Origin of the sequence: Tamlana sp. 2_MG-2023 (assembly GCF_030548465.1) — a bacterium.
Classification (GTDB): Bacteria; Bacteroidota; Bacteroidia; order Flavobacteriales; family Flavobacteriaceae; genus Pseudotamlana.
The window spans coordinates 314,409-338,895 of sequence record NZ_JAUOSF010000005.1 but is presented as its reverse complement, the minus strand read 5'-3'; the positions used below and the strand labels follow the sequence as shown (position 1 = coordinate 338,895).

Below are 24,487 nucleotides of genomic sequence, written 5' to 3'. Positions count from 1 at the left end.
TTATTTTTCAATTAATCCTTTGGTGAATTCATTCAGTTTCTCAACCTTTTGCTCGAAATCACCTTTTATTGTTTTTCTGTATTCGTTCAAGTTCTGCACTAAATCATCTACATTTTCTGGAATCACATCTTCAAAAAACTGTCGTAAACGTTTGGCTGTCGTAGGTGATTTTCCGTTTGTAGAAATCGCTACCTTCACGTTGCCTTTGGTTACGATACCACCCATATAAAAATCGCAATATGGCGGATTATCGGCAACATTCACCAAAAGACTTTTTGCTCTACAGTGTTTATGAACTTTAATATTTACTTTCGGCTTATTGGTAGTCGCAACCACAATATGCTTTCCTTTTAAATATTTTTTCTTGTATTTATCTTCAATTAACGTAACATTTCCCGTTTTGGCTAAGGCTATGGTATCTTCTCTAAACATTTTAGAGACCATCGTGACATTCGCATCAGGGCTTGATTTCAGAAGAAAGGTTAATTTCTCTTCAGCCACATAACCTCCGCCAACTATAAGTATATTTAAACTTTTCGCTTTAAGGAAAATGGGATATAAATTATTTCTTTCCATAACCTATTCTTCTTTAACTTCAGAATAAATAGAACTTAATACCGCGCGTTCTCTCACGACATCACCAATGACTATAATTGCAGGAGAAGACAACCCTTTTTCTGCAACAATCTTTTGAATGGTTCCAATGGTTCCGATACCAACATTTTGGTTGTCTCGTGTTCCGTTTTGAATGATGGCTATAGATACATCTTGTTTATTTTCAGCAGAAAAAATCTCTACAATTTCATTCAACTTACTCATGCCCATTAAAATCACCACAGTTGCCGACGACTTGGCTGCTAGAGCCACATCGCTAGAAATTTGGTGTTTTTTAGTGGTTCCAGTAATCACCCAGAAACTTTCTGAAGCCCCACGTTTTGTTAATGGAATCCCTTGGTAAGCAGGCGCTGCAATTGAAGACGATATTCCTGGCACCACAAAGGTCTCTAAACCAAATGGTCTTACATAATCAATCTCTTCAGCACCTCTACCAAAAATGAATGGGTCGCCTCCTTTTAAACGGACAACATGTCCCTTTTCCTTCGCTTTAGCAACAATCAAATCATTAATTTGTTCCTGCTGAAACGCGTAACACCCCTTACGTTTTCCCACAAAAATAAGCTCCGCATCTTTTGAAGCATATTTAAGAAGTGATTCGTTTATAAGCGCATCGTATAGGATCACATCGGCAGACTCAATCGCTTTTATAGCTTTAAGCGTAATTAAATCTTCGTCTCCTGGACCAGCACCTACAACGGTTAATATGGGTGTTTTTACTTTCATTTATTAATTTTATTCTGCTATACTTTAATTAAGCAACTGTTTCTGAATTCCTGAATGCTCTTACCTTTGCTAAAAACTCATTGGCATTTTCAATATATTTTGCTGCAAATTCTTCAGTTGGAGCAAATTTATTGATTTGGTAAATTAAATCAGCGAAAGAAACACCTAAATTAATTTTATCACTAGCTACAAATAGCTCATCGAAATCCTTGATGATCCCGGCATGTGTATTTGTTTTTTTGTTTTCTGCTAATAATAACGCTTTCGCGGAATTTACTAAAGATTGGTATGCGTAATAAATAGCCCCTGAATACACTTTGTTTTCAAATGATTCTTTAGCATTATCAATTTTTTCTTCACTTTCTAAAAATAAAGTGGCAATTAAATCAATAACAACACCAGCACATTCACCAACTCCAATTTCTTTAACATACTCTTCGTTAGTTCCCCAATCGATAAAATCTTCTGGTTTTAAATCACTAACATCTTGTAGGTCTTGTAAGAAATCGTAGAAATACTTTTGTCCTTTTTCTTTATAATAATCTACATAAGATTTTCCACCTGCATTAGCCTCATAATCATCAAGCACACGTCTTAAAGCTTCTGGACCTCTTTTACTTGGTACTTTTACCACTTTATCAGCAAAAACACCGTTTCCATCACCTAGATTTCCACCACCTAATAATACTTGTAAAGCTGGAGCCACTAATTTATCTGGCGTACGAACCGACATCCCTTGGAAACCAATATTTGCCATATTGTGTTGTCCGCAAGCATTCATACAACCACTAATCTTGATTACTAAATCTTCGTTTTTAAGATATTGTGGGTATTCCGCTTTAATCACACGTTCTAACTCATCAGCAATCCCAGTACTACTAGCAATTCCTAAGTTACACGTATCTGTTCCAGGACAAGCTGTAATATCAACAGCTTTATTATATCCTGCTTCAACGAAACCTAGTTTTTCTAATTCCTGGTAGAATAATGGTAATAATTCTTCCTTAACAAAAGGAATCACGATATTCTGACGTAAAGTCAAACGCACTTCTCCAGCAGCGTATTTATCTACTAAATCAGCTAATAAACGTGCTTTATCGGTGTAAAAATCACCTAATAACACTTTGATTCCAATCGCTACATAACCTTCCTGCTTTTGAGGAATAAGGTTAGTAGATTTCCATAATTCGAAAGCTTCTTGATCTTTTATTTCAACTTGAGGTACTTCAACCGAAACTGGTTTTGAAGGCACATAAGCATCAGCATCAATCGCTACACTTTTAAATTCGATTGCTTTTTGTTCTTCAGCAACTAATTCCTTGAAAGCTTCTAAACCGATATCTTTCAATAAGAATTTCATACGCGCTTTAGCACGACTTTTACGCTCACCGTAACGATCGAAAACTCTTAAAACACCTTCCATGATTGGAATAATTTTATCCGTTTCGATGAAATCGAACAATACATCGGCATGACGTGGCTGAGATCCTAATCCACCAGCAACAACAACTTTAAAGCCGCGAACACCATTTTGAACTTTAGCGATATAACCGATATCGTGTAAGTATGATAATCCTGTATCCTCATCAGTCGAAGAGAAAGACACTTTAAACTTACGTCCCATTTCTTGACAAATTGGGTTACGTAAGAAGAATTTATAAAGGGCATCTGCATAAGGAGACACATCAAAAGGTTCCTTAACATCAATACCCGCAGTTTCAGAAGCCGTTACGTTTCTTACCACGTTACCACAAGCTTCACGCACGGTAACCTCATCCTTTTCAAGTTCGGCCCATAATTCTGGAGTTCTATTCAAATCCACATAATGAATTTGAATATCTTGACGTGTGGTAATGTGTAGGCGTCCGCGAGAATACTCATCAGACACTTCAGATATTCTTCTTAACTGATTACTTTTAAGCTTCCCGTAAGGCACTTTAATACGAATCATTTGCACGCCCTCTTGACGCTGACCGTAAACCCCACGAGCCAAACGAAGACTTCTAAATTTTTCCTCATCAATCTTACCATTATTAAAAAGCTCAATTTTATTAGCTAATTCAATGATATCCCTTTCTACAATTGGATTCTCTATTTCTGATCTAAATGTTTGCATGATATGCCCCTCCTAACCTCCCCGAAAGGGGAGGAATTCTTACTCGGGTAGTGCAAGAATATTGTTGTTAAATGCCCTCCCAACCTCCCCATAGTGGAGAAATTATTACTCAGGAGGAGCAAACTCGTTTTATTTTTCAACACTTCACAAAATTTAAAATTTTGTAAAGCTGTTTGGTTTTTTTCGCAACCTAGCTAATTCCCCCTATGGGGGCTAGGGGGCTTTTTTCTCTCTCTTACTGGATGAATCCAGCGCCAACCGTGTTATTCGATTGTGGATCGATTAAAATGAACGAACCGTTTGTTCTGTGATTTTTAAATTGATCGTAAAAAATTGGTTTGTTCAATTTAAATGTTACCGAAGCAATATCGTTTACACCTAAAGATGTAGCGCCTTCTTCGATTCCAGAATAATCTGGATGTATTTTATGGTTTATTTTATCAACTTTAGCTAACACTTTGTTCACACCATGTTGCACTAAGTACTTACCTCCTGTTGTTAAGTTAGAAGCATCCATCCAACATACATTAGCCGTAAATTGCTTTTCAATAGTTGGAAGATCATCAGCTTTAACAATCATGTCGCCACGACTTACATTGATATCATTTTCTAAAGTAATGGTTACTGAAGAACGTCTTGAAGCCGTTTCATACTTCTCATCGTAGAAATAAATGTCTTTAATCTTCGATTTTGTTTGAGAAGGTAACACCACTATATCATCACCAACACTTAAGTTCCCACCGTAAACTTTCCCTGCATAACCTCTAAAATCGTGAAATTCTTCAGTTTTAGGGCGTACTACATACTGTACCGGAAAACGTGGTGTACCAACGTTAAAAATGTCGTTTTTATTTAATTCTTCTAAATGCTCTAATAACGTTTGACCTTTATACCAAGACATTTTATCTGTCTTGTTTACAACGTTATCACCTTTTAAAGCACTTACAGGAATGAATGTTATTTTCTGATCTTGGTAATCTCTCTTGCTCATTAATTCTGAAAAATCTTCTTTGATTTTATTATAAGTTTCTTCAGAATAATCAACTAAATCCATTTTGTTAATCGCAACCACAACATCTTTAATTCTTAATAAATTATTGATAAAAAAGTGACGATTTGTTTGCTCGATCACTCCTTTTCTAGCATCAATTAAGATAATAGACGCTTGAGATGTTGAAGCTCCAGTTACCATGTTACGTGTGTATTCTACGTGACCAGGTGTATCTGCGATAATGTAACTTTTCTTCTTAGTTGAGAAATAGATATGCGCCACATCAATGGTGATCCCTTGTTCTCTTTCTGCAACTAAACCATCAGTAGCTAAAGAAAAATCTAAGTAATCGTAACCACGTTGCTTACTTGTTTTTTCAATGGCTTCTAACTTATCTGTTGTCAATGATTTTGTATCGTAAAGTATACGTCCGATTAACGTACTTTTTCCATCATCTACACTTCCTGCTGTTGCAATTTTTAATACTTCCATAATGAAGCCCCTCCTAACCTCCCCTGGGGGAGGAATCCTTACTCGGGCGCGGTAAGAATATTGTTATTATTTTTTACTTAGTATGGACACTTTAAAATGATGTCTTTATAAGCTTTTTGTTTATTTTTTATTCGCAAACTTGCTAATTCCCCCTTCGGGGGCTAGGGGGCTTCTCTCTAGAAATACCCTTGTTGTTTACGTTTTTCCATAGCTGCTTCCGAACGTTTATCATCGATACGTGCACCACGTTCAGAAATTGTTGAATCTCTAATTTCCTCTACAACTTTAGAGATTGAAACGGCATCAGATAAAACTGCTGCTGTACAACTCATATCCCCAACGGTTCTAAAACGCACCATTTCTTCAATCACTTCTTCGTTATCATCTCTGTAAACAACGTCATCTTCCGCAGACCAAATCATACCGTCTCTTAAGAATACTTTACGTTTGTGAGCGAAATAGATTGAAGGAATTTCAATATTTTCTTGTTCGATATACGACCACACATCTAATTCTGTCCAGTTTGAAATAGGGAACACACGTACATTCTGACCGTGCTCAATATCGCCATTCAACATATCAAATAACTCAGGACGTTGGTTCTTCTCATCCCATTGTCCGAAATCATCACGCACAGAAAAAATACGCTCTTTCGCTCTTGCTTTTTCTTCATCACGACGGGCACCTCCAATACAAGCATCAAACTTGAATTCTTCGATAGCATCTAAAAGCGTGGTGGTTTGCAACATATTTCTACTTGCATAACGACCAGACTCTTCTTTTACTTTACCTTCATCAATAGAATCCTGAACATTTCTTACGATCAATTCTAAACCTAATTCTTCACATAAACGATCTCTAAATTCAATCGTTTCAGGAAAATTATGCCCCGTATCGATATGCATTAATGGAAAAGGAATTTTTGCAGGGTAAAAGGCTTTTACCGCTAGACGTACTAACGTGATCGAATCTTTTCCTCCTGAAAATAATAACACAGGTTTTTCAAACTGTGCCGCTACTTCTCTCATAATATATATCGCTTCGTTTTCTAGCGAGTTTATATTTGACGTGTCTTTTTTCATCGTATTCTTTTTAACTATATATTATTAAGCGTGTAAACCACACTCTCTATTTTCTAATGCCTTTGTTGGGTCGAAATATTTAAATTCGTTAGGCAAATTATTTTGCTTTAAATATCCATCTAATTTTTCATCAGACCAAAAGTAAAACGGACTAACCTTTAAAACGCCATCTTTACTTAAACTAAAAATTCCAATACTATTTCTAAAAGCTGTTTGCCCTTGACGTAAATTTGTAAACCACACTTTTGGTTTATGCTCTGCCATAGCTCTTGTAAAAGGCTCTAACTTCACTTGTTCTGTAAACAAAGCGTGCTCTGGAGCATCAACCGTTGGAATTCCCATAACTACATCGCGATGTGCAGATGTTTGCTTAGGAACATATAAAAACACATTTAAAGCCAAATCTTTAATAACTTCTTCTGCGTGCTTATAAGTTTGAGGCGTGTTATACCCCGTATCGCACCATATTACAGGAATTTCAGACGCCACCGCATTAACTGCATGTAAAATAACAGCTTCGTATGGTCTAAAATTTGTTGTAACAACGGCTTCATTATTAAGTTCAAGCGCTTTTTTAATGATATCGGCCGGTGCCGCATCTTTGAACGCTTTATTTAGTTCCTCTATTTGATTTTCTGTAAACATAATTCTTTTATTTATTTTCCCCACTTAATAGAGTTCCATGCACGTTCGTGGAAAAAATATAAAACCATTTTTGTGACCAATTCGATAGAACCTATCGAAAACGCTAAAGTTAACTCCCCAGTGACTAACCACGAAATTAAAACCGTATCTAAAGTACCGATAGTTCTCCAACTAAGTGATTTCACTACACTTCTAATTGGCTTTTCAGTTGCACTATCCTCTTTGTATGTAGACTTTTCTTTATTTTTAATTAACATCTGAGCAATCATTTGTTGATGTGTTATATTAATCCTATCAATTTAGTAGGGATTACAAAAGTAATACATTTTATAACATATAAAAGTAATTCTCAAACTTTTTAGCATATCGGAATATTTATCGGGATACGATTTAATTTTTTTAAGGAAAAGGAAGGTTTTTTAAGAATTTCTTATCCTTTTGGATGGGACAAATCGGCTAAGGTCGTATTTCTGAACACATTAAGTGTGCTATCACGTACTTGAAGCATCAATTTATTAACACTACATAAATCTTCATCAACACAATCGTCACACTTTTCGTAGTAGTTCAAACTTACACAGGGCACCATAGCAATCGGGCCTTCTAAAACACGCATCACATCGGTCATTAAAATGTCTTCTGGGGTTTCTCTTAAATAATAGCCACCATGCTTTCCTTTTTTGGAGCCTAAAATACCTGCTTTACGAAGCGTTAATAAGATACTTTCTAAAAACTTTTGAGGAATTTGTTCTTGTTTGGCAATTTCGGCAACTTGTAATGGTAAATCACCTTCGCTTCTGGCAATAAAGGTGAGTGCCTTTAATCCGTATTTCGTTTTCTTAGATAACATACAGCTAAGATAGATATTTTATTATATCCTTAAAACGAAAAAACACCATAGAACAGAATTCTATGGTGTTTTAGTATCTTAATGAATCGCTGTGATTCAGTAATTAATAGGTTGTATGTGATTTTTCTAATGAATAAAAAGTGGCTTGTACATAATCATCAGCATCACCTGAATTATTTTGATTATACACACCAGCTTTGAAATACATGTACTGTCCAGAAATATTAAAACCACTATTAGTCATATCTACGGTTTTAACCACATCTGGTTTCCCTTCTCTTGAAATCGTAACGGTTAACAAATCACCTGTAACATTAATGGTATAGCTAAATTTTTCATCTAAAGCGATACCATCGCTAGGGTTTGAAGCACTGTTACTTCTGGAACCAATCATTTCATGCCATTGCTCATCACCATTACCATCGGTTGGTTCGTGAGCAAAATAGATAGATCCTAAATCGTTATCTTTTAATTTTCTATAGTAAATACGAACTGGCTCATCATCATTGGCGTGAATTTGCCCAACAATAACGCGACCAATATGACTATTACTTCCTGTAGTGGTCACATGATTTACAGCCAATGTTGCGGTCATTTCTCCATCATATCCAAAGGCTGCTTTTTTATGTGTTTCCGGCGCTGTACCAAAAACCCAATTGTTCTTATTAACCCCTTGGGTACTAATGCTAGTATTCGTTCCTCGCAACATTTCGCGTAATTCAACACGAGTATATGAGGTATTTACAGAGGTTTTAAAACCATCATTAGGACATTTAAAAACCATACCGCCATCTTCCGCGGTATAAAAATATTCATCATGCTCATAACCTGCATTTATTTCAGCCACCGTTTTTGTAAGCGCTGTACCTTTCCCACTATTCACAGGAATACTCAAATTCCAAGTTGATAAATCAAAATTTCCAGAAGGTGCTCTATTTGGGTCAAGTTCTCCATCGTTATCCTCTTCAGGTTCTGGTTCTGGTTCTGGTTCCGGCTCAGGATCAACCTCAGTCTCCTTATCTTCTTCTGGATCGGTAGGTGTTTCCTGCTCTACATCTTCAAGATCATCATTTGTACTATTACAGTTGTAGGTTCCAAAACTTAAAAATAGGATAATAAATAAATAAGGTAATCTCTTCATATTATAGCGCTTTTTAAATTAAAATTAAAGCGCTGCTAAGGTACTAATAATTGGTTAACCAGTTTGTCTGTATTCTGTTAAATGTTAGAATTAAACCAATATCTATCGATGTAATCACAATAATGACATAGTTTTTTTATACTAATGTAAGTTTCTAAAATTAAAAAGTGGTTATAGTTTTACTATCAAATTCTAATTAGGATCACCACAAAAAAAATACCTTTACAAACCAATAGTAAAGGTATTTATAAGGTTAAAAACACGTTCTTAATCCTTTGGTTGAGTTGAGCCGAAGCCAAACCTGAATTAGTAACAAAAACTAACAAATTAAAATTACTGCCTAGGCAGTCTCTCTTAAAAATTCTTCTTTTACTTGAGTAATCCACGATGTTAACCGGTCATCTGTAAGTTGTGATTCATTATCATGATCTAAAGCAAGGCCATAGAACAAATCTCTTTGTCCGTCTACAATAGCTACCGAATCGGTAAATCGACAGCCTTCCGTAGGCCAATACCCAACAACTTTCCCTCCTTTTTCTAAAACCACTTTGGCCAATATACCTATGCCATCAACAAAATATTCAGCATATCCAATTTGATCACCTAGACCATAAATAGCCACGACTTTATCACTAAAATCTATCGTTTGAAAATCATCAAAAAATTCCTCCCAATCGCTTTGTAAATCGCCATCATACCAAGTGGACAAGCCAAATAGCATGATTTGATACTGCTCTAAGTCATTGACTGTAGCATCTACCAACTTCCATAACCTCTAAGTTATCATCATTCCAAAAGCTAATTAAATCTCGAGTAATATCGTCTGTAACCCCAGAATCCGAACCGTAAAACACTCCTATTTTATCATTCATAATAAACTCTTTATATAGATTTCTGACACAAAGTTAATTATTATTTTTATTTATTCTAAATAAAAATAATTAATATATTTAAAAAAAACAGAAAACCATGTACTACCTAGAACCGCTACATAGCAATTTTATAGGCCAAACGTTTATATTGAGTGAAGCAGACACTAAAATCAACAAAATACAGTTACAAGTCTCTGATATCGCCATTATACTAAGCATACCAGAATTAAAAAATTTACTTGAAGTCATTTCATCCTATAAAAGCAAAACCTGTTGCGACTGTGAGACATGTCAAAATGAAGATCATTTACAACCTATTAAATGCACTACCACATACAGCGAAGTGGTTTTCAGAATAAAAAAAGACCGCGTTAATCAATTTGAAGCGCTGTTAAGCGAAACCTTATTCAACTATGAAATTCAAAGTATATTAGAGGTTAACAATATTAAGCTGTAACAGCAAAGACAAATCATAAACCACAAAAAAATGCCTTCACAATCAAGCAAAGGCATTTTTATTATATTAAAATAAGATCTAAGCTTATTGTAAAGCCTGCTCTAAATCGGCAATCACATCATCTACATGCTCTAAACCAACCGAAACACGCACCATACCATCGGAAATACCAGCAGCAGCCTTTACGTCTGCCTCCACCTTAGCATGCGTTGTACTAGCAGGATGCGTAACAATCGTTCTCGTGTCACCTAGGTTGGCCGATAACGAACACATTTTAATCGCATCTAAAAATGTTCTACCACCTTCTATTCCTCCTTCGACTTCAAAAGCAATAATATTACCTCCTAATTTCATCTGCTTTTTGGCCACTTCATATTGTGGGTGCGATTTCAAGAAAGGATACTTCACCCATTTTACTTTTGAATGTCCTTCTAGAAAAGTTGCCAATTTTAAAGCATTTTCACAGTGCTTATCTGTTCTAACCGCTAAAGTCTCTAAAGATTTCGATAACACCCAAGCGTTAAACGCACTCATCGACGGCCCCGTAAGTCTTGAAAACAAGTAAATTTCTCGAATCAATTCTTTTTTACCTACGGTCACACCACCAAGTACACGCCCTTGACCATCCATTAATTTTGTAGCCGAGTGAATCACCAAATCGGCTCCATGTTTAATCGGGTTTTGCAAATATGGCGTCGCAAAGCAATTATCGATCACCAACAACAAACCATGTTTTTTACAAATGGCACTTAACAAATCTAAATCCAACACATCCACACCAGGGTTTGTAGGTGTTTCAGCGTAGATAAATTTGGTGTTAGGCTTGATTAAGCTTTCAATTTTATCAACTTCATTCACATTGAAATACGAATATTCAATATTCCATTTCGGCAAATATTTAGTAAACAAACCATGGGTTGCACCAAAAACAGAACTACAAGACACCACGTGATCTCCAGCGTCTAACAAAGTACCAAACGTTGAAAACACCGCAGCCATACCGCTAGCAAAGGCAAAACCAGCTTCCGCCCCTTCCATCAAACACACCTTATCAACAAATTCGTTGACATTGGGGTTGCTGTAACGGCTGTATAAATCGCGTTGTTTCTCTTCTGCAAACGAGGCTCTCATTTCCTCAGCATCGTCAAAAACAAAGCCCGATGTTAAATACAACGGCACTGAATGTTCCGAAAACTGAGACGTTTCTGTCTGCGTTCTTATTGCTAAAGTTTCAAATTTCTTGTTATTACTCATAATTCTTTTTAATAATTCTTATTCTGGCATTTCCCGATCGGGTCGGGCTATCCGCTATATCTTTTTTCGCCTTTTAGGAGGCCAAAAAAGGATGCCGCTTCTATCCCTAATGCCCTAATCCGTCAAAGCTGGTTAAATTACCAGACGGTCTCTATTAGTTAATGTGTTTAGACAATCTTAAAATATCACCAAACACACCACGCGCCGTTACTTCTGCGCCTGCTCCAGCGCCTTGAATCACGATAGGTTGTTCACCGTAAGATTCTGTAAATATTTCAAAAATCGCATCACTTCCTTTAACATGCCCTAAAGTACTGTCTTCAGGAATAGAAACCAATTTCACTTCCAGTTTTCCTTTATCTTGAGACAAATCGCCTGACAAATCACCTACATAACGTAGTACATGATCTGGTTTCTGGTTAGCCTTCAGCTTCTGAAATTCATCATCTAAAACATCCAATTGTTTTAAAAACTCATCTACTGAAATATTTTGATATTGTTCCGGAATTAAATTCTGAACTTCAACATCTTCAAACTCATTATGCAAATCTAATTCTCTTGCTAGAATTAACAATTTTCTAGCCACATCATTTCCAGAGAAATCCTCACGCGGATCTGGTTCTGTAAAACCTTTGTCGATCGTTTCCTGAATAATTTCACTAAACGCTTTGTCTTCCACAGAAAAATTATTAAATAAATAACTTAAAGTCCCTGAAAACACCCCACGAATTCTCGTGATATTCTCTCCCGACTCGTGCAATAATTTTATCGTATCAATTAACGGTAAACCTGCACCAACCGTAGTTTCGTATAAATATTCTTTATTGTTTTCTTTTAACTCAACACGTAAGTCTTTGTAGAATTTATGCGATACCGTATTCGCAACTTTATTTGAAGACACCAAGTCGAAACCAGCTTCAATTAAAGGCACATAGTTTTCGTAAAAACTAGGACTCGCCGTATTATCAACCGCAATCAAATTCTCTAAATGATTTGCTTTCGCGAAAGCGATAATATTAGCAAGTGAACTTGCATTATCCGTTGTTTTGATATCATCTTCCCAAGTTAAATCAACGCCATTCTTACTTAAAAGTTGCTTTTTAGAATTGGCTATGGCAAAAATATTGAGGTTAATACCTTTACGAGATTCAATATCACCTTTCGATTTTAAAATCTGATTAATTAAAGCACCACCAACACCACCGTGTCCAAAAATAGCAATGTTTATCTTTTTTGAAATTCCGAAAACCTCACCATGAATCACGTTTACCGCCTTGTGAAGCTGGTCTTTTTTAACCACCAAACTCACGTTCTTCCCAGTAACCGTATTATTGAATAACAACGGTGTAATTTGATTTTTTATAAGCGCATTGAATGGTTTATGGAATGAACTTAACTCAATTCCTACAATGGAGATGACACTCACATCATCAACCACATCAATTTTATTAACGTCTTGCGAATAGAAATCACCTTCAAACTCACGTTCTAAAGCAATTACTGCTTGCGTCGCTTGATCAGAATTGATAATTAACCCGATACCACGTTCAGACGAACCTTGAGACACGATACTCACACTAATGCCGTAATTACTTAAGGCTTTAAATATTCTAGCATCTACACCAATTTTACCCAGCAATCCACGGCCTTCAAAATTTAAAAGCGCCACATTATCTAAAACAGATAAAGATGTTACTTCTTTGGTGCTTGGTCTTGCTGTAATTAAAGTCCCTTCATCATCTGGATTAAAGGTATTTAAAATACGAAGGCTGATATTTTTCTCCACTAAAGGAATGATGGTTTTCGCATGTAAAACAGAGGTTCCGAAATTCGCTAACTCATTCGCTTCGCTAAAAGACAGCTCTCTAATTTGCTGCGCATCGGCAACCATATTAGGATCTGCGGTGTAGATTCCGTTAACATGTGTGTAGTTTTGAAGCTCTTCAGCATCTAAATAATTAGCGATTAATGCAGCTGTATAATTACTTCCGTTTCTACCTAAAGTGGTCGTTTCATTTTTTAAATTAGATGCAATAAAACCAGTGATTACATTCACGGTATCTTTATGCTTCTTAAAATAAGCTTGCGTGTTTTCTTTAGATAATTTTGCTAAAGGCTGCGCATTTCCAAAAACCTCATCGGTTTTAATAAGCTCACGCGAATCGGTAGCATGCGCTTTAATACCACGTGCTTCTAAAATACTTGTAATTAACTTTACCGATAACAATTCGCCTTGCGCCAAAATATTATCCTTAGTCTTATTACTATAATCACCTAATAAGCTAACCCCTTCAAAAAGTTTATCTAAAGTGGAAAACTCTGTTGTAAAATCAACATTTTTAGAAGGCGCACTTTGATAGGCTTTAAAAGCTTCTAAATCTTCCTTATAAGGTTTTCCTTTTAAGGCTTTGTTTAAAATCTCCTCCAAATCATCGGTTGCCGTTCCTCTTGCAGAAACCACTATACTAATACGTTCGCCTGCACTAACTTTATTTTCTATAATGGAAAGCACGGTGTTTAAACCTTCTCCGTTTGCTAATGATTTGCCTCCAAATTTTAATACTTTCATTCTTTTTCTTTTAGAATTTGGCACAAAAATGCCTTCTATTATTTTTTCTAGCTGGTCATATTCCATTAAAAAGGCATCATGACCATGCACTGAATTAATTTCATTATAAGTGACATTATGATGTGTTAATGCCAACTGTTTTTGAGTTTCTCTGTTTTCTTCCGCAGTAAAAAACAAATCGGAATCCACACCAACAATATGAATGTTAGCTTCAATGTTTTCTAAGACATTAAAATTCTCGGTTCTCCCTTTAGTAACATCAATCGTTTTAAGCAGCTGATTCATTAATTTATAAGCTGAAAGCTGAAAACGCTCCTGCAGCTTATCGCCGTGATGCAACAGCCAACTTTCTACATTGAAAATCTCTAAATCGTCATTTTTAGAACGTTTGAAGCGTTCTTTAAACGACTCTGGCGTGCGGTAACACAGCATGGCGTGCATGCGCGCATCATGAACAGGGTGCTTAGAATTTAGTAAAAACTGCTCTTGAATCTGGCAATTTGCAATCAGCCAATCTGTAGATTTCCAATCGGTTGCTACAACCACCAAATGCTTCGTTAAATCTGGTTTTATCACAGCCATTTCCCAAGAAATTCCACCGCCTAGCGAACCTCCAACTACAGCAAACAATTTACCTGTTTTAAGTTCTTCTAAACCGATTAAAAATAATTTCGCAATATCTCTAGCTACAAAATCTTTGTAATTATCGATCACGAAACCATCAAAACCATTTCCTGGAATATTAAAAGCTAAAACGGTGTAAAGCTTGGTGTCGATAACCTTGTCATCTCCAATTAAATCACTCCACCAGCCCCCTTTTCCGGCTACATGACTATTCCCGGTAAGGGCATGATTGACCAAAACAATGGGTGCCTCACCAATAGGTTTGCCAAAAACTTGATAACTTAAATTGATTTCGGGATTAACGGTTTGATTTTCGGTAACGAAATCCTTTATGATAATATGTTGCAATGACTGCTCCAAATGCTATATTTTAAAACGTTGTGTTCTTAATTTAAATCGTCTTAAAAGCTTCTGTTAAATCTGCTTTTAAGTCTTCAATATCTTCAATTCCCACAGATAATCTTATTAAATCTGCCGAAACCCCTGCCGAACTTTGTTCCGCTTCATCCAACTGCTGATGCGTTGTACTTGCTGGGTGAATGATTAAAGATTTTGTATCGCCAATATTAGCCAATAATGAGAACAATTTCGTGTTATCGGCTATCTTTTTTGCGGCATCAAACCCGCCTTTATGGCCGAAAGTCACAATACCACTTTGTCCTTTTGGTAAGTATTTATCGGCTAATTTTTTATATTTATTACTTTCTAAACCTGGATAATTGACCCAAGCAATGTCATCTTGCGCTTCTAACCATTTGGCTAATTCCAATGCATTTTCACTGTGTTGCTTAATTCTAACAGGCAAAGTTTCTAAGCCTTGTATGATTTGAAAGGCGTTAAACGGACTCAAAGCTCCACCGAAATCTCTTAAACCTTCTAAAATTAATTTAAAAGTATAAGCAGCTGCACCTAAAGCTTCGTGGTATACTAAACCATGATATCCGGCTGAAGGTTCTGTAAACTCAGGAAATTTCCCGTTTGCCCAGTCAAAATTACCACCATCAATAATAGCACCACCAAGCGATGTTCCTTGTCCGCCAATATATTTCGTTAACGAGTGTATCACGATATTCGCACCGTGCTTAATAGGATTTAGTAAAGCTGGCGTTGCCACCGTATTATCTACTATAAAAGGAACGCCTGCTGCTTTTGAATGTACCGCAATGGCTTCAATATCTAAAACATCTAATTTCGGATTCCCTAAAGATTCTACAAAAAACGCTCTGGTATTGTCTTTTACAGCGGCTTCAAATTCATCTGGATTAGAACCATCAACAAAAGTTGTGGTAATACCCAAACGAGGCAAAGTCACGCTCAACAAATTATAAGTTCCGCCATACAAACTGCTTGACGCTACAATATGATCGCCTGCTTTTAATAAAGTTAGTAAGCCTGTTGAAATTGCCGAAGTCCCTGAAGCAAAAACCACCGCACCAATACCACCTTCAATAGCGGCTAAGCGGTCTTGTAAAATTTGATTTGTTGGATTGTTTAATCGGGTGTAAATAAACCCTAATTCTTTTAATGAAAAGAGATTCGCCGCATGGTCTGAATTGTTAAAAACATACGATGATGATTGATAAATAGGAACGGCTCTTGTTCCGCCATTGGCTGCAAAATCATGTCCGGCGTGTAATGCGTCTGTTGCAATTTTTTGTGTACTCATTTTTCTAATTTTTTTAGTTAATAATGATTCCCGCCTTCGCGAGAATGAAAATTTCAAAGAACACAGAAAAAACCATTTTCTGAGGGTCTTTGAGAAACCAAAAAGTCAAAATACACGATTATTGACCGTGTGCTTAATAGAAAAATGTTATAAAGAATTTAGAAACTACAGTAGGTAATTTCGTTTCGTTATCTATCCGATCAAGGGTAGAATTTAGCACCTTCTTTACAGGTAAAGGGTTGCTAAGGCTTCAACGGGTCTAATCCCTCTGCCTTTCTTGATAACATTTCAGTAAGTTTTTTGAACTTTGTGAATGCAAATATTCGTTCAGAAAAAGTTAATATCCAAATTTTTTAAGGGTTATTTTATAAATTCAGCAATAACCCTTTAATTATTCCACAGAAAAAACCTTAAGATATATTGCGATTCTCCATCAAAATAAACTTATTCCTAATAATATCGCCAATTGGTTTGTTTTCAATTTTAGATTCTAACCAAGAGATAATATCTAAATACAAAAAGGCACGACTTTGGTAAGGGTCATCTTCAAATTCCTTTAATTTTTTATGCAGCTTAATGAATTCATTTTTCACTTCATGCGGATAAATATCGCCTAAGCCACGTAAAAACTTAATGAACTCCTTTTGCACTTCATATAAATCTTCCATTTTAATTAAGAACTTATAGGTACTCTTAATTAAAACGTCAAGGTTGTAATCCAAACCGGCTTCATAGTGCGCTACAAGATTTAGAATTCTTGAAAAACACAATAAATCTTCCCGCATTTGCAATGATTTATTACTTATTATTTTTTCTAAATAATAAATACATTTTCGATTATCACCAGCACCAAAATACATGCTCGCTATCTTATAATAAAACACCATAATGTGATGTTCATCAATGCGATCTTTATAGTTTTTTAAACGCTCTAAAACCTCATCAATTAAAGGTAAGCCTTCCTTAAAACTTCCTTCTATAAAATGAAGATTAAATTTATTATTGTAAATAAACAGAAACGTTAACCCATCAATATTATCATCAGCAGGAAACCATTTTTCTTTGGTAATGGCTTCAAAACGAGATAAAGCAGATTTAAACTTTCTGTAATGCCTAATGTAGTACAGAGATTCTAGTAAATAATTGTTCCCTTTCAAGAAAAACACAGGATTTAAAACAATCATATCCTTATTCTCATAAAACAACTCCACCCATTTTCTAGAAAATTTATAGCAAGCTAAAAAATCTTGCGTTAAAAAACTATACCAAAGTCTGGACTTGTAAAGCCATAATTTTTCTCTAAATCCCAATTCACTGATATGAAATTTAGGTAATCTTGCATTAAAATAATCGGTGATTCTCTTAGTTTCCGCTTCGTTTTTAACATAACCGGTTTTTAAAAACTGCCCGTATAACTGAAGTGATAAATTTGAAAGCTTACTGGCCAATACATTCTGTCTGCTTAATTCTTTAGCCTCAATCGATAATTGATCGGCTCTGTTATTTAAACTACGCGTTATGTATTGAGATTCTATGACTTTTTCAAGATCTACAATTTCATAAGCCGCGTTCTTCTCCTCATTAGCAATAGCCAAATTTTTAGCTTTGTCTAGAATTTTCAAACTCTGCTTATATAATCCTTTATGATAAAGAATGGTTGCGAAATCTAACTGTTCTCGAATTTGAATACGCACATCTTGATGCGATGGATTTAAACGTAAACTAATTAAGATTTGCTTATATAAATGTGCCTTTAAATTAGACAATTGTTGCTTCTTAACAATGCCCTTTTTTAAAATTACTGCTTCATCATAAGTGGTTAACTTATCCAAAATATTGAACAAAGTCAAAAATTTTGAATCTTCATTAACTCCTAATCGCCCTACATAAAGTTTAAATTGTCGCTTTTCCGATTTGGATAAGGACTTAATTAAAACAAATAAATTATCTTTTTGATCTCTTGTCATAGTTATAAAAACATACGTAACTTTCTGTTTTACAGTTTTTTAACCGTTATATCAATGTGTTTAACATCGTAAAAAACAAATGTAGAATGGAATTTTTACAAAACCAAAATATACATTCGTAGAACAATACGAAAATATATTTTAATAAATGTCTGATAATAAAGTCCAAATTTTTGATACAACCCTTAGAGACGGCGAGCAAGTCCCTGGCTGTAAACTGAATACTGAACAAAAAATAATCATTGCTGAACAGCTCGATTATTTAGGTGTTGACATTATTGAAGCTGGTTTCCCAGTGTCTAGCCCTGGTGATTTTAAATCGGTTGTAGAAATTTCAAAAATTGTAAAAAATGCTACAGTTTGTGGTTTAACACGTGCTGTAGAGAACGATATAAAAGTAGCTGGTGAAGCCTTAAAATTGGCTAAAACCGGACGAATTCATACGGGAATTGGAACTTCTGAATCTCATATAAAATATAAATTCAATTCTACTAAAGAAGCGATTATAGAACGTGCCGTAAAAGCCGTATCTTATGCTAAGACTTTTGTAGAAGATGTTGAATTTTATGCTGAAGATGCAGGAAGAACCGATAACGAGTATTTAGCACGTATCTGTGAAGCTGCCATTAAAGCAGGTGCAACGGTATTAAACATTCCTGATACAACAGGCTATTGTTTACCAAGTGAATATGGTGCTAAAATTAAGTACTTAAAAGAAAATGTAAAAGGCATTGAAAAAGCCATTATATCTTGCCACTGCCATAATGATTTAGGTTTGGCAACGGCAAATTCAATTGAAGGTGTTATTAACGGTGCCAGACAAATTGAGTGTACCATTAACGGTATTGGGGAACGCGCAGGAAACACAGCTTTAGAAGAAGTTGTCATGATCTTAAAGCAACACCCTTACTTAAACTTGGATACAGGAATTAAAACTGAAATGCTTTATGGCTTAAGCCAATTGGTTTCAGATAGCATGGGTATTTACACACAACCAAACAAAGCGATTGTTGGTGCAAATGCTTTTGCTCACAGTTCTGGAATTCACCAAGATGGGATGATTAAAAACCGTGAAACTTACGAAATCATGGATCCTAAAGATGTTGGTGTTACCGAATCAGCTATTGTTTTAACAGCACGTTCTGGTAGAGCTGCCTTAGCATATAGAGCAAAAAAGGTAGGTTACGAATTAACAAAACTTCAATTGGATGAAATCTACACCATCTTTTTAGATTTTGCAGATAAGAAAAAAGAAGTTGATGATGAAGACATCCACGAAATTGTAGCAAGCAGCAAGGTTTATAAAGAAATTATTTCTGCTTAAGGTATAAAAGATGGTTTTGCGCTTTCGCGGAAATGATCACATAAAAAAGTAAAATATGAAGTTAAATATTGGCGTATTACCTGGAGATGGTATAGGACCAGAAGTTACAGCTCAGGCCGTTAAGGTTTTGAAAGCTATAGCCATGGAATTTGATCACGTATTTACTTTTGAAAAAGCCTTAGTTGGTGGCGCAGCCATTGAAAAAACAGGCACAGCTTTACCTGATGAAACGGTTGAAATTTGCAAAAGAGCAGATGCTGTTTTATTTGGTGCGATAGGTAACACAAAGTACGATGAAGATCCAGATGCAGCTGTGCGTCCAGAACAAGGCCTTTTAGGACTTCGTAAAGCATTGGGATTACATACCAACATCAGACCTGTAATTGCTTATGAAGATTTATTAAGCAAATCATCATTAAAAGTAAAGGCAATAAAGGATACAAACCTTGTTATTTATAGAGAATTAACTGGTGGTATTTACTTCGGAAAAAGACACCTTAGCGAAGATGGCAACACCGCTTCCGATGTTTGTGAATACCAACGTTTTGAAATAGAGCGTATCGCTCACGCCGCTTTTAAAGCTGCACAATCGAGAAAACGCAAATTAACTTTGGTTGATAAAGCGAATGTTTTAGAAAGCTCAAGACTATGGCGTCGTGTGGTTAAGGACATAGCTAAGCAATATTCTGATGTTAAAATAGATTACACTTACATCGATAATGCGGCCATGGATTTAATTATCAACCCAAGGCAGTTTGATGTTATTTTAACAGAAAACATGTTTGGCGATATACTTTCTGAAGAAGCCAGTGTAATTGTAGGCTCGATAGGCTTATTAGCTTCAGCTTCTATAGGTGATAAGCATGTTATGTTTGAACCTATTCACGGTGCTTATACCAAAGCAGCTAATAAAGGCATAGCTAACCCTATTGCTTCTATTTTATCGGCAGCCATGCTGTTAGATCATTTTGGTTTAGATGAAGAAGCAAACCGTGTGAGAGAAGGTGTTGACAAGTCTTTGAAACTTCACATTACCACACCAGATTTAAACAACAAATACGATCATATTAGCACAACGAAAGTTGGCGATTTTATTGAGGATTTCATTCACAATCCAGACGAGACCAATCTAAACTTTACTAATATACATTTAGGACAATCCACAATTATTTAATTATTTGAGTTAGTCAACAAACCAATTAAACTAAACTAGAAAGTCCTTAAAAGCGCATCTCTTCGATGCGCTTTTTTAATTTCACATAGTCATAGACTAAAAAAGAGGAAAAGGCTAGTACATTAGAGGGCTTTACCATGAGTCTATTAATAATCGTACTATAAAATGCAACTTTAATTTCAACAATTAAAGACTAAATCCTTAAGAAAAAAATCTTGTTGAGGTCTACGAACATCTTCTCGCTCATTTTAAACAAAACACATACTTGAACTACTCTACATTTGGAATGTCTTGATAAAATTAAAGAAGAAATTGGATTAATTGTAACCGCACATCCCCAACCAGAATCGTGTAACCATATATACTAACACCTCTAGTTTTAATGATGTTTCTTGATCCAAAACAACACCTCCAAGTAGTTAGAAATAATTATAAAAAGTAAATCGTCTAAGAGGTTATCTTAGACGATTTACTTTTTCATATATATAGGTTATCCCTTATTATGTTGCCTGTAGTAGTCACAGACTGGAGCAAGGAAATTTCTAAAAAATATCATGACATGCTAATAGGTCAGTTCTATTTTGAGATAAGCATATCAAGATTATAAACGAACAAATAATTATTCTGGTTTATACGTACGTATGTAGTCAAATCTCGAAGTTGACCTTTCTGAACTAATAACTGAAGGATCGGTTGTATAATCATCAACCTGACCAACTGTTTCTCTCCATGGTTGAGCTGCAGCAGATATAATTAAAAACATATCTTTATTTAAGCCTGTGCCACTAGTGTAATTTTCAGGATCAATTTGATCTGTAGGTACTTCTCTCACCAATTCTCCATCAACATAGTATTTTAAAGTCCATGGGTCTAACCATAACACACCATAATCATGGTAATCATCGGCCCATTTTGTTCCTTTACCATCTGCGTAATAGGTTTCTTCACCTTTTGGCTGATAATCTTGAAAAGGATCTCTAATAAAAACATGATGACTTAAATGCAAACGTTCAGAAAAATAAGTATTGGATTTATCTCCATAGGCTTCTAAATTATCAATTTCCTGGGTCGAGTCATCGCTTAATAACCAAACTGCAGTAGCCAATGAAGACTCGCTAATTTTTACACGAGCTTCCATATATAACGGATAGCCAACCTTCTCTTTCGAGGTCACACAACCTGTATGGACATTGTTACCATTAATGGTAGCTTTATATACAAGCTCTCCTCCTTCTATTGATGAGTTCTCGGGGGTATATTCAGTTGAAGTTGTAGCTGTGCCTGATTTTTTAGGTCCTGTCCAACCATTAAAAAACTTATCCTGCCAATTATCTGTAAACTCGGCAGTTTTTCCTTCATAATTAAACTCATTAGTAAATTTAGGTTGAATTACCCATTCTTTACCCTCTCCTGGACTTGGCAAAAAGTCAACAGGCCCTGAAGGTTTTGGCATTTCATCCGTTAAAATTTCTTTTACCTCACCATATTCAATTTTATCACTAGCAATGAAATAGGCGCTCAGATAATATGTTTGGCTGCCATCTAAGTCGGTAATGGTTACTGAAAAATCGGTAGAATTACTATCTGATATTGATTTGTTATCGCTAACTGATGGCTTATCAGATATACTCCAACAAACCCCTCTTTCTGAAATGGATATATCATCTGTACCCGTTGTAATTTTTCCTCCAGCAATAATTTCTGAATAAACCGATGTTTTCTCCGGTGTAATTGAGGAAATAGTTGTAGGTATTATTGTTGGATTTTCTGTAGAAGAATCATCGTCGCTACTACATCCAACCACCAATAGAATCGCACTTAATAATCCATATAATTTTGTTGCTTTTACCATAATATTTAATCTTAATTTAGTCAAATTACGTTATAAACAAAAACACACATGATTTTTGCTTAAGTATAGTCTTCAAAACTAATTTAAAACCTCGTGTTGGAACTTTCAAATAACTAGACATAAACTGAACAAAGTTGACAGCAAATAAGTGAAGTCCTACTTTAAACTTATCTAAAATTGGTTCAAACTTAAATTCTAACATATTCTGCCATATTATTTAATACGTACTGCTTGTGTTGTAAATGATAATCCTTGCTGCCCAACGGTTGAATTCATAACGCCATCAAATAAGGGTTCTGAGCAGTCTTGAGGAATCTTCCAGTCAAAAATAAAATTTGAACCCACCCCTCCAGAAATATCAACCTCATCGATTATGATTTCAGCTGTTTCAAGTGGTGCTAAGAAAATAATTTTATCAAAATATGTTCTTACCAATTCATCATGAGTATGGTAATAATTAGCGTTCTCAACATCAATAGTATCTTCTGCACTTGTATTCCTTAAGCTAACCATAGCGGTTAAATTGTGAGTCTTATTTTCCGATAAACTATAAATCTGATAATAAATAGACAGATAAGATTTACCAAATTGAAGACTGTCCTTCTGACTGATATCAATCGTTCGTTTCGACCAATTTTCAGGATGCAAAGAGCTTATCTGATTTTCCTCATTACACGCCACTAAACTAAAAATTAATCCTCTTTTCGTACAAATTACACCTAGAAATCGATAATCGCTTTGTTCTTACTTACCTAAACCCTTGATTTTCAAAATAACTACAAAGCTTTCGGTTTTTAGAATCGGCATCCAATCTTAGGTATGAAAAACCGGCTAATTTGGCCTCCTTTTCAATGTCTTGCAAGATTATTTAATTATTTGAGTTAGTCAACAAACCAATTAAACTAAACTAGAAAGTCCTTAAAAGCGCAGCACTTGCAATTCCCCGGAGAAGGATGTTTGTTTGTAATTAAACGATAAACTTTAAATTAAAACTAAAAACTCTTCATCCAATCAAACAATCGATCAGGCCAAGTTTGCAAGTAACCATTTTCCAAGGCTAAGCCAAAACCATGCCCACCGTATGGGTAAATATGCATTTCTGAACTAACCCCTTTATCTTTAAGCGCTTTATACAATTGCAAACTATTCTCTACAGGAACAACACTATCATCTCCTGAATGTATTATAAATGTTGGTGGAGTATTTTCTGTGACTTGTAATTCATTAGAATACTTTTTCTTCAATGCATCACTTGCATCCTTTCCTAACAAATTATTTTGCGACCCTTTATGTGTAAAGTTATCCTTCATGGTAACCACGGGATAAATCAAAATAGTAAAATCTGGTCGTGCGGAAATGGTATCAATGGATGCCTCCTTGAAATTATTAGGTGTATCAAACTGCACACCTAAAGTTGACGCTAAATGTCCTCCCGCTGAAAACCCCATAATTCCAATTTTATTAGGATTTACATTATACTCTTCTGCATGCTGTCTTACCCATCTTATAGCACGTTGTGCATCCTGCAATGGTGCTTCATGAGGTACAATTAATGATTTCGACAATGGCAATCTAGATTTTAACACGAATGCAGCAACCCCTTTGCTATTAAACCACTTTGCAATATCTGTTCCTTCCCAGTCATAACATAAGACCTTATACCCACCTCCAGGACAAATAATTACAGCTTTACCTGTAGCGTTTTGCTTTGTAGGGAGAAAAACTTCTAGCGTCGGTTTTTTTACTAATGAAATTCTTTTTATATCGGTAACTTCAGTAATTTCAATTTCGGGGGTTTCTTTGCTATTTGGGATGTTATCGCCCCATATTTCAAAAATATTGTTTTGCGAATAACTATTATTCATAGCTAGACCTATAATAAAAACGATTAAGCACCTTGATATCATATTGTGTGGTTAAAATTCCGACTACTAATTTACAAATTTATTTATCGGTCACTTATACAAATCAATCGATACGAGAAATGATTTATATGACAAAAAATACCAAGGTGTATAATTACACCCCCTAACTCAAAAAAACGACTGAACACAGATAAAAACCAGTATG

Annotated in this window: 21 protein-coding genes and 1 riboswitch; of the genes, 3 read left to right on the top strand and 18 right to left on the bottom strand. The window is 35.3% G+C overall.

From position 1 onward, the window contains the following. The 11 genes from Q4566_RS10950 to Q4566_RS10900 form a co-directional block, all read right to left on the bottom strand. On the bottom strand, window positions 1-576 hold the full coding sequence (locus tag Q4566_RS10950) for a bifunctional precorrin-2 dehydrogenase/sirohydrochlorin ferrochelatase (protein ID WP_303421077.1): 576 nt from the start codon (window positions 574-576) through the stop codon (window positions 1-3). Between the two features lie 3 nt (window positions 577-579). Next, window positions 580-1,341: a uroporphyrinogen-III C-methyltransferase gene (gene cobA / locus Q4566_RS10945; RefSeq protein ID WP_303421075.1), complete on the bottom strand. Its 762-nt coding sequence runs from the start codon at window positions 1,339-1,341 to the stop codon at window positions 580-582. Between the two features lie 28 nt (window positions 1,342-1,369). After that, on the bottom strand, window positions 1,370-3,457 hold the full coding sequence (locus Q4566_RS10940; RefSeq protein WP_303421073.1) for a HEPN domain-containing protein: 2,088 nt from the start codon (window positions 3,455-3,457) through the stop codon (window positions 1,370-1,372). A 235-nt stretch (window positions 3,458-3,692) separates the two neighbouring features. Next, window positions 3,693-4,940 (bottom strand): sulfate adenylyltransferase subunit 1, encoded by a 1,248-nt coding sequence (locus tag Q4566_RS10935; RefSeq protein WP_303421071.1) that lies wholly within the window; start codon window positions 4,938-4,940, stop codon window positions 3,693-3,695. 176 nt (window positions 4,941-5,116) lie between these two features. Then, entirely contained in the window at window positions 5,117-6,022 is a 906-nt protein-coding gene (gene cysD / locus Q4566_RS10930) for a sulfate adenylyltransferase subunit CysD (protein WP_303421069.1), read from the bottom strand. Between the two features lie 24 nt (window positions 6,023-6,046). Then, window positions 6,047-6,667, bottom strand: coding sequence for a phosphoadenosine phosphosulfate reductase family protein (locus Q4566_RS10925; RefSeq protein ID WP_303421067.1), 621 nt, complete (start codon window positions 6,665-6,667; stop codon window positions 6,047-6,049). An 11-nt stretch (window positions 6,668-6,678) separates the two neighbouring features. After that, window positions 6,679-6,936 (bottom strand): DUF2061 domain-containing protein, encoded by a 258-nt coding sequence (locus Q4566_RS10920; protein ID WP_303421065.1) that lies wholly within the window; start codon window positions 6,934-6,936, stop codon window positions 6,679-6,681. Between the two features lie 161 nt (window positions 6,937-7,097). Then, entirely contained in the window at window positions 7,098-7,517 is a 420-nt protein-coding gene (locus Q4566_RS10915) for an Rrf2 family transcriptional regulator (protein WP_303421063.1), read from the bottom strand. 103 nt (window positions 7,518-7,620) lie between these two features. Beyond that, window positions 7,621-8,658, bottom strand: coding sequence for a polysaccharide lyase family 7 protein (locus Q4566_RS10910; protein WP_303421061.1), 1,038 nt, complete (start codon window positions 8,656-8,658; stop codon window positions 7,621-7,623). Window positions 8,659-8,998: 340 nt separating this feature from the next. Further along, window positions 8,999-9,379, bottom strand: a complete 381-nt coding sequence (locus Q4566_RS10905; RefSeq protein WP_303421059.1) for a flavodoxin domain-containing protein — start codon at window positions 9,377-9,379, stop codon at window positions 8,999-9,001. A 19-nt stretch (window positions 9,380-9,398) separates the two neighbouring features. Beyond that, the gene (locus tag Q4566_RS10900) at window positions 9,399-9,530 is read right to left on the bottom strand and encodes a hypothetical protein (RefSeq protein WP_303421057.1); all 132 of its coding nucleotides are present in this window, start codon (window positions 9,528-9,530) and stop codon (window positions 9,399-9,401) included. Window positions 9,531-9,627: 97 nt separating this feature from the next. Between Q4566_RS10900 and Q4566_RS10895 the strand changes: the two genes are divergently transcribed. After that, window positions 9,628-9,987, top strand: coding sequence for a hypothetical protein (locus Q4566_RS10895; protein ID WP_303421055.1), 360 nt, complete (start codon window positions 9,628-9,630; stop codon window positions 9,985-9,987). 84 nt (window positions 9,988-10,071) lie between these two features. Here Q4566_RS10895 and Q4566_RS10890 read toward each other — a convergent pair whose 3' ends face one another. The 4 genes from Q4566_RS10890 to Q4566_RS10875 form a co-directional block, all read right to left on the bottom strand. After that, complete coding sequence (locus Q4566_RS10890) at window positions 10,072-11,241, bottom strand: PLP-dependent aspartate aminotransferase family protein (RefSeq protein ID WP_303421053.1); 1,170 nt, start codon at window positions 11,239-11,241, stop codon at window positions 10,072-10,074. 154 nt (window positions 11,242-11,395) lie between these two features. Further along, complete coding sequence (gene thrA / locus Q4566_RS10885) at window positions 11,396-14,794, bottom strand: bifunctional aspartate kinase/homoserine dehydrogenase I (protein ID WP_303421051.1); 3,399 nt, start codon at window positions 14,792-14,794, stop codon at window positions 11,396-11,398. Between the two features lie 31 nt (window positions 14,795-14,825). Further along, window positions 14,826-16,100, bottom strand: a complete 1,275-nt coding sequence (locus Q4566_RS10880; RefSeq protein ID WP_303421049.1) for an O-acetylhomoserine aminocarboxypropyltransferase/cysteine synthase family protein — start codon at window positions 16,098-16,100, stop codon at window positions 14,826-14,828. 185 nt (window positions 16,101-16,285) lie between these two features. After that, window positions 16,286-16,387, bottom strand: a riboswitch (SAM riboswitch). A gap of 123 nt (window positions 16,388-16,510) precedes the next feature. After that, complete coding sequence (locus Q4566_RS10875) at window positions 16,511-18,067, bottom strand: hypothetical protein (RefSeq protein ID WP_303421048.1); 1,557 nt, start codon at window positions 18,065-18,067, stop codon at window positions 16,511-16,513. Between the two features lie 148 nt (window positions 18,068-18,215). Between Q4566_RS10875 and Q4566_RS10870 the strand changes: the two genes are divergently transcribed. Next, a complete protein-coding gene (locus Q4566_RS10870; protein WP_303421046.1) occupies window positions 18,216-19,391 on the top strand; it encodes a 2-isopropylmalate synthase in 1,176 nt (391 codons plus the stop codon). Window positions 19,392-19,446: 55 nt separating this feature from the next. Further along, window positions 19,447-20,565 carry a 3-isopropylmalate dehydrogenase gene (gene leuB, locus Q4566_RS10865; protein ID WP_303421044.1) on the top strand — a complete coding sequence of 373 codons (1,119 nt, stop codon included), beginning with the start codon at window positions 19,447-19,449 and terminating at the stop codon, window positions 20,563-20,565. Between the two features lie 619 nt (window positions 20,566-21,184). Here leuB and Q4566_RS10860 read toward each other — a convergent pair. The 3 genes from Q4566_RS10860 to Q4566_RS10850 all read right to left on the bottom strand — a co-directional run bounded on the left by Q4566_RS10860 (window position 21,185) and on the right by Q4566_RS10850 (window position 24,324). Continuing rightward, window positions 21,185-22,417 carry a family 16 glycosylhydrolase gene (locus tag Q4566_RS10860; protein ID WP_303421042.1) on the bottom strand — a complete coding sequence of 411 codons (1,233 nt, stop codon included), beginning with the start codon at window positions 22,415-22,417 and terminating at the stop codon, window positions 21,185-21,187. 213 nt (window positions 22,418-22,630) lie between these two features. Then, on the bottom strand, window positions 22,631-23,098 hold the full coding sequence (locus Q4566_RS10855; protein ID WP_303421040.1) for a DUF3124 domain-containing protein: 468 nt from the start codon (window positions 23,096-23,098) through the stop codon (window positions 22,631-22,633). Between the two features lie 311 nt (window positions 23,099-23,409). After that, entirely contained in the window at window positions 23,410-24,324 is a 915-nt protein-coding gene (locus Q4566_RS10850; RefSeq protein ID WP_303421038.1) for an alpha/beta hydrolase, read from the bottom strand. Window positions 24,325-24,487 lie beyond the last annotated feature (163 nt).

What these genes read in the sequence shown, in the direction of transcription:
- Q4566_RS10950 (WP_303421077.1), bottom strand. Translation starts at nt 576, where the DNA reads ATGGAAAGAAATAATTTATATCCCATTTTCCTTAAAGCGAAAAGTTTA.
- cobA (WP_303421075.1), bottom strand. Translation starts at nt 1,341, where the DNA reads ATGAAAGTAAAAACACCCATATTAACCGTTGTAGGTGCTGGTCCAGGA.
- Q4566_RS10940 (WP_303421073.1), bottom strand. Translation starts at nt 3,457, where the DNA reads ATGCAAACATTTAGATCAGAAATAGAGAATCCAATTGTAGAAAGGGAT.
- Q4566_RS10935 (WP_303421071.1), bottom strand. Translation starts at nt 4,940, where the DNA reads ATGGAAGTATTAAAAATTGCAACAGCAGGAAGTGTAGATGATGGAAAA.
- cysD (WP_303421069.1), bottom strand. Translation starts at nt 6,022, where the DNA reads ATGAAAAAAGACACGTCAAATATAAACTCGCTAGAAAACGAAGCGATA.
- Q4566_RS10925 (WP_303421067.1), bottom strand. Translation starts at nt 6,667, where the DNA reads ATGTTTACAGAAAATCAAATAGAGGAACTAAATAAAGCGTTCAAAGAT.
- Q4566_RS10920 (WP_303421065.1), bottom strand. Translation starts at nt 6,936, where the DNA reads ATGATTGCTCAGATGTTAATTAAAAATAAAGAAAAGTCTACATACAAA.
- Q4566_RS10915 (WP_303421063.1), bottom strand. Translation starts at nt 7,517, where the DNA reads ATGTTATCTAAGAAAACGAAATACGGATTAAAGGCACTCACCTTTATT.
- Q4566_RS10910 (WP_303421061.1), bottom strand. Translation starts at nt 8,658, where the DNA reads ATGAAGAGATTACCTTATTTATTTATTATCCTATTTTTAAGTTTTGGA.
- Q4566_RS10905 (WP_303421059.1), bottom strand. Translation starts at nt 9,379, where the DNA reads ATGCTATTTGGCTTGTCCACTTGGTATGATGGCGATTTACAAAGCGAT.
- Q4566_RS10900 (WP_303421057.1), bottom strand. Translation starts at nt 9,530, where the DNA reads ATGAATGATAAAATAGGAGTGTTTTACGGTTCGGATTCTGGGGTTACA.
- Q4566_RS10895 (WP_303421055.1), top strand. Translation starts at nt 9,628, where the DNA reads ATGTACTACCTAGAACCGCTACATAGCAATTTTATAGGCCAAACGTTT.
- Q4566_RS10890 (WP_303421053.1), bottom strand. Translation starts at nt 11,241, where the DNA reads ATGAGTAATAACAAGAAATTTGAAACTTTAGCAATAAGAACGCAGACA.
- Q4566_RS10880 (WP_303421049.1), bottom strand. Translation starts at nt 16,100, where the DNA reads ATGAGTACACAAAAAATTGCAACAGACGCATTACACGCCGGACATGAT.
- Q4566_RS10875 (WP_303421048.1), bottom strand. Translation starts at nt 18,067, where the DNA reads ATGACAAGAGATCAAAAAGATAATTTATTTGTTTTAATTAAGTCCTTA.
- Q4566_RS10870 (WP_303421046.1), top strand. Translation starts at nt 18,216, where the DNA reads ATGTCTGATAATAAAGTCCAAATTTTTGATACAACCCTTAGAGACGGC.
- leuB (WP_303421044.1), top strand. Translation starts at nt 19,447, where the DNA reads ATGAAGTTAAATATTGGCGTATTACCTGGAGATGGTATAGGACCAGAA.
- Q4566_RS10860 (WP_303421042.1), bottom strand. Translation starts at nt 22,417, where the DNA reads ATGGTAAAAGCAACAAAATTATATGGATTATTAAGTGCGATTCTATTG.
- Q4566_RS10850 (WP_303421038.1), bottom strand. Translation starts at nt 24,324, where the DNA reads ATGATATCAAGGTGCTTAATCGTTTTTATTATAGGTCTAGCTATGAAT.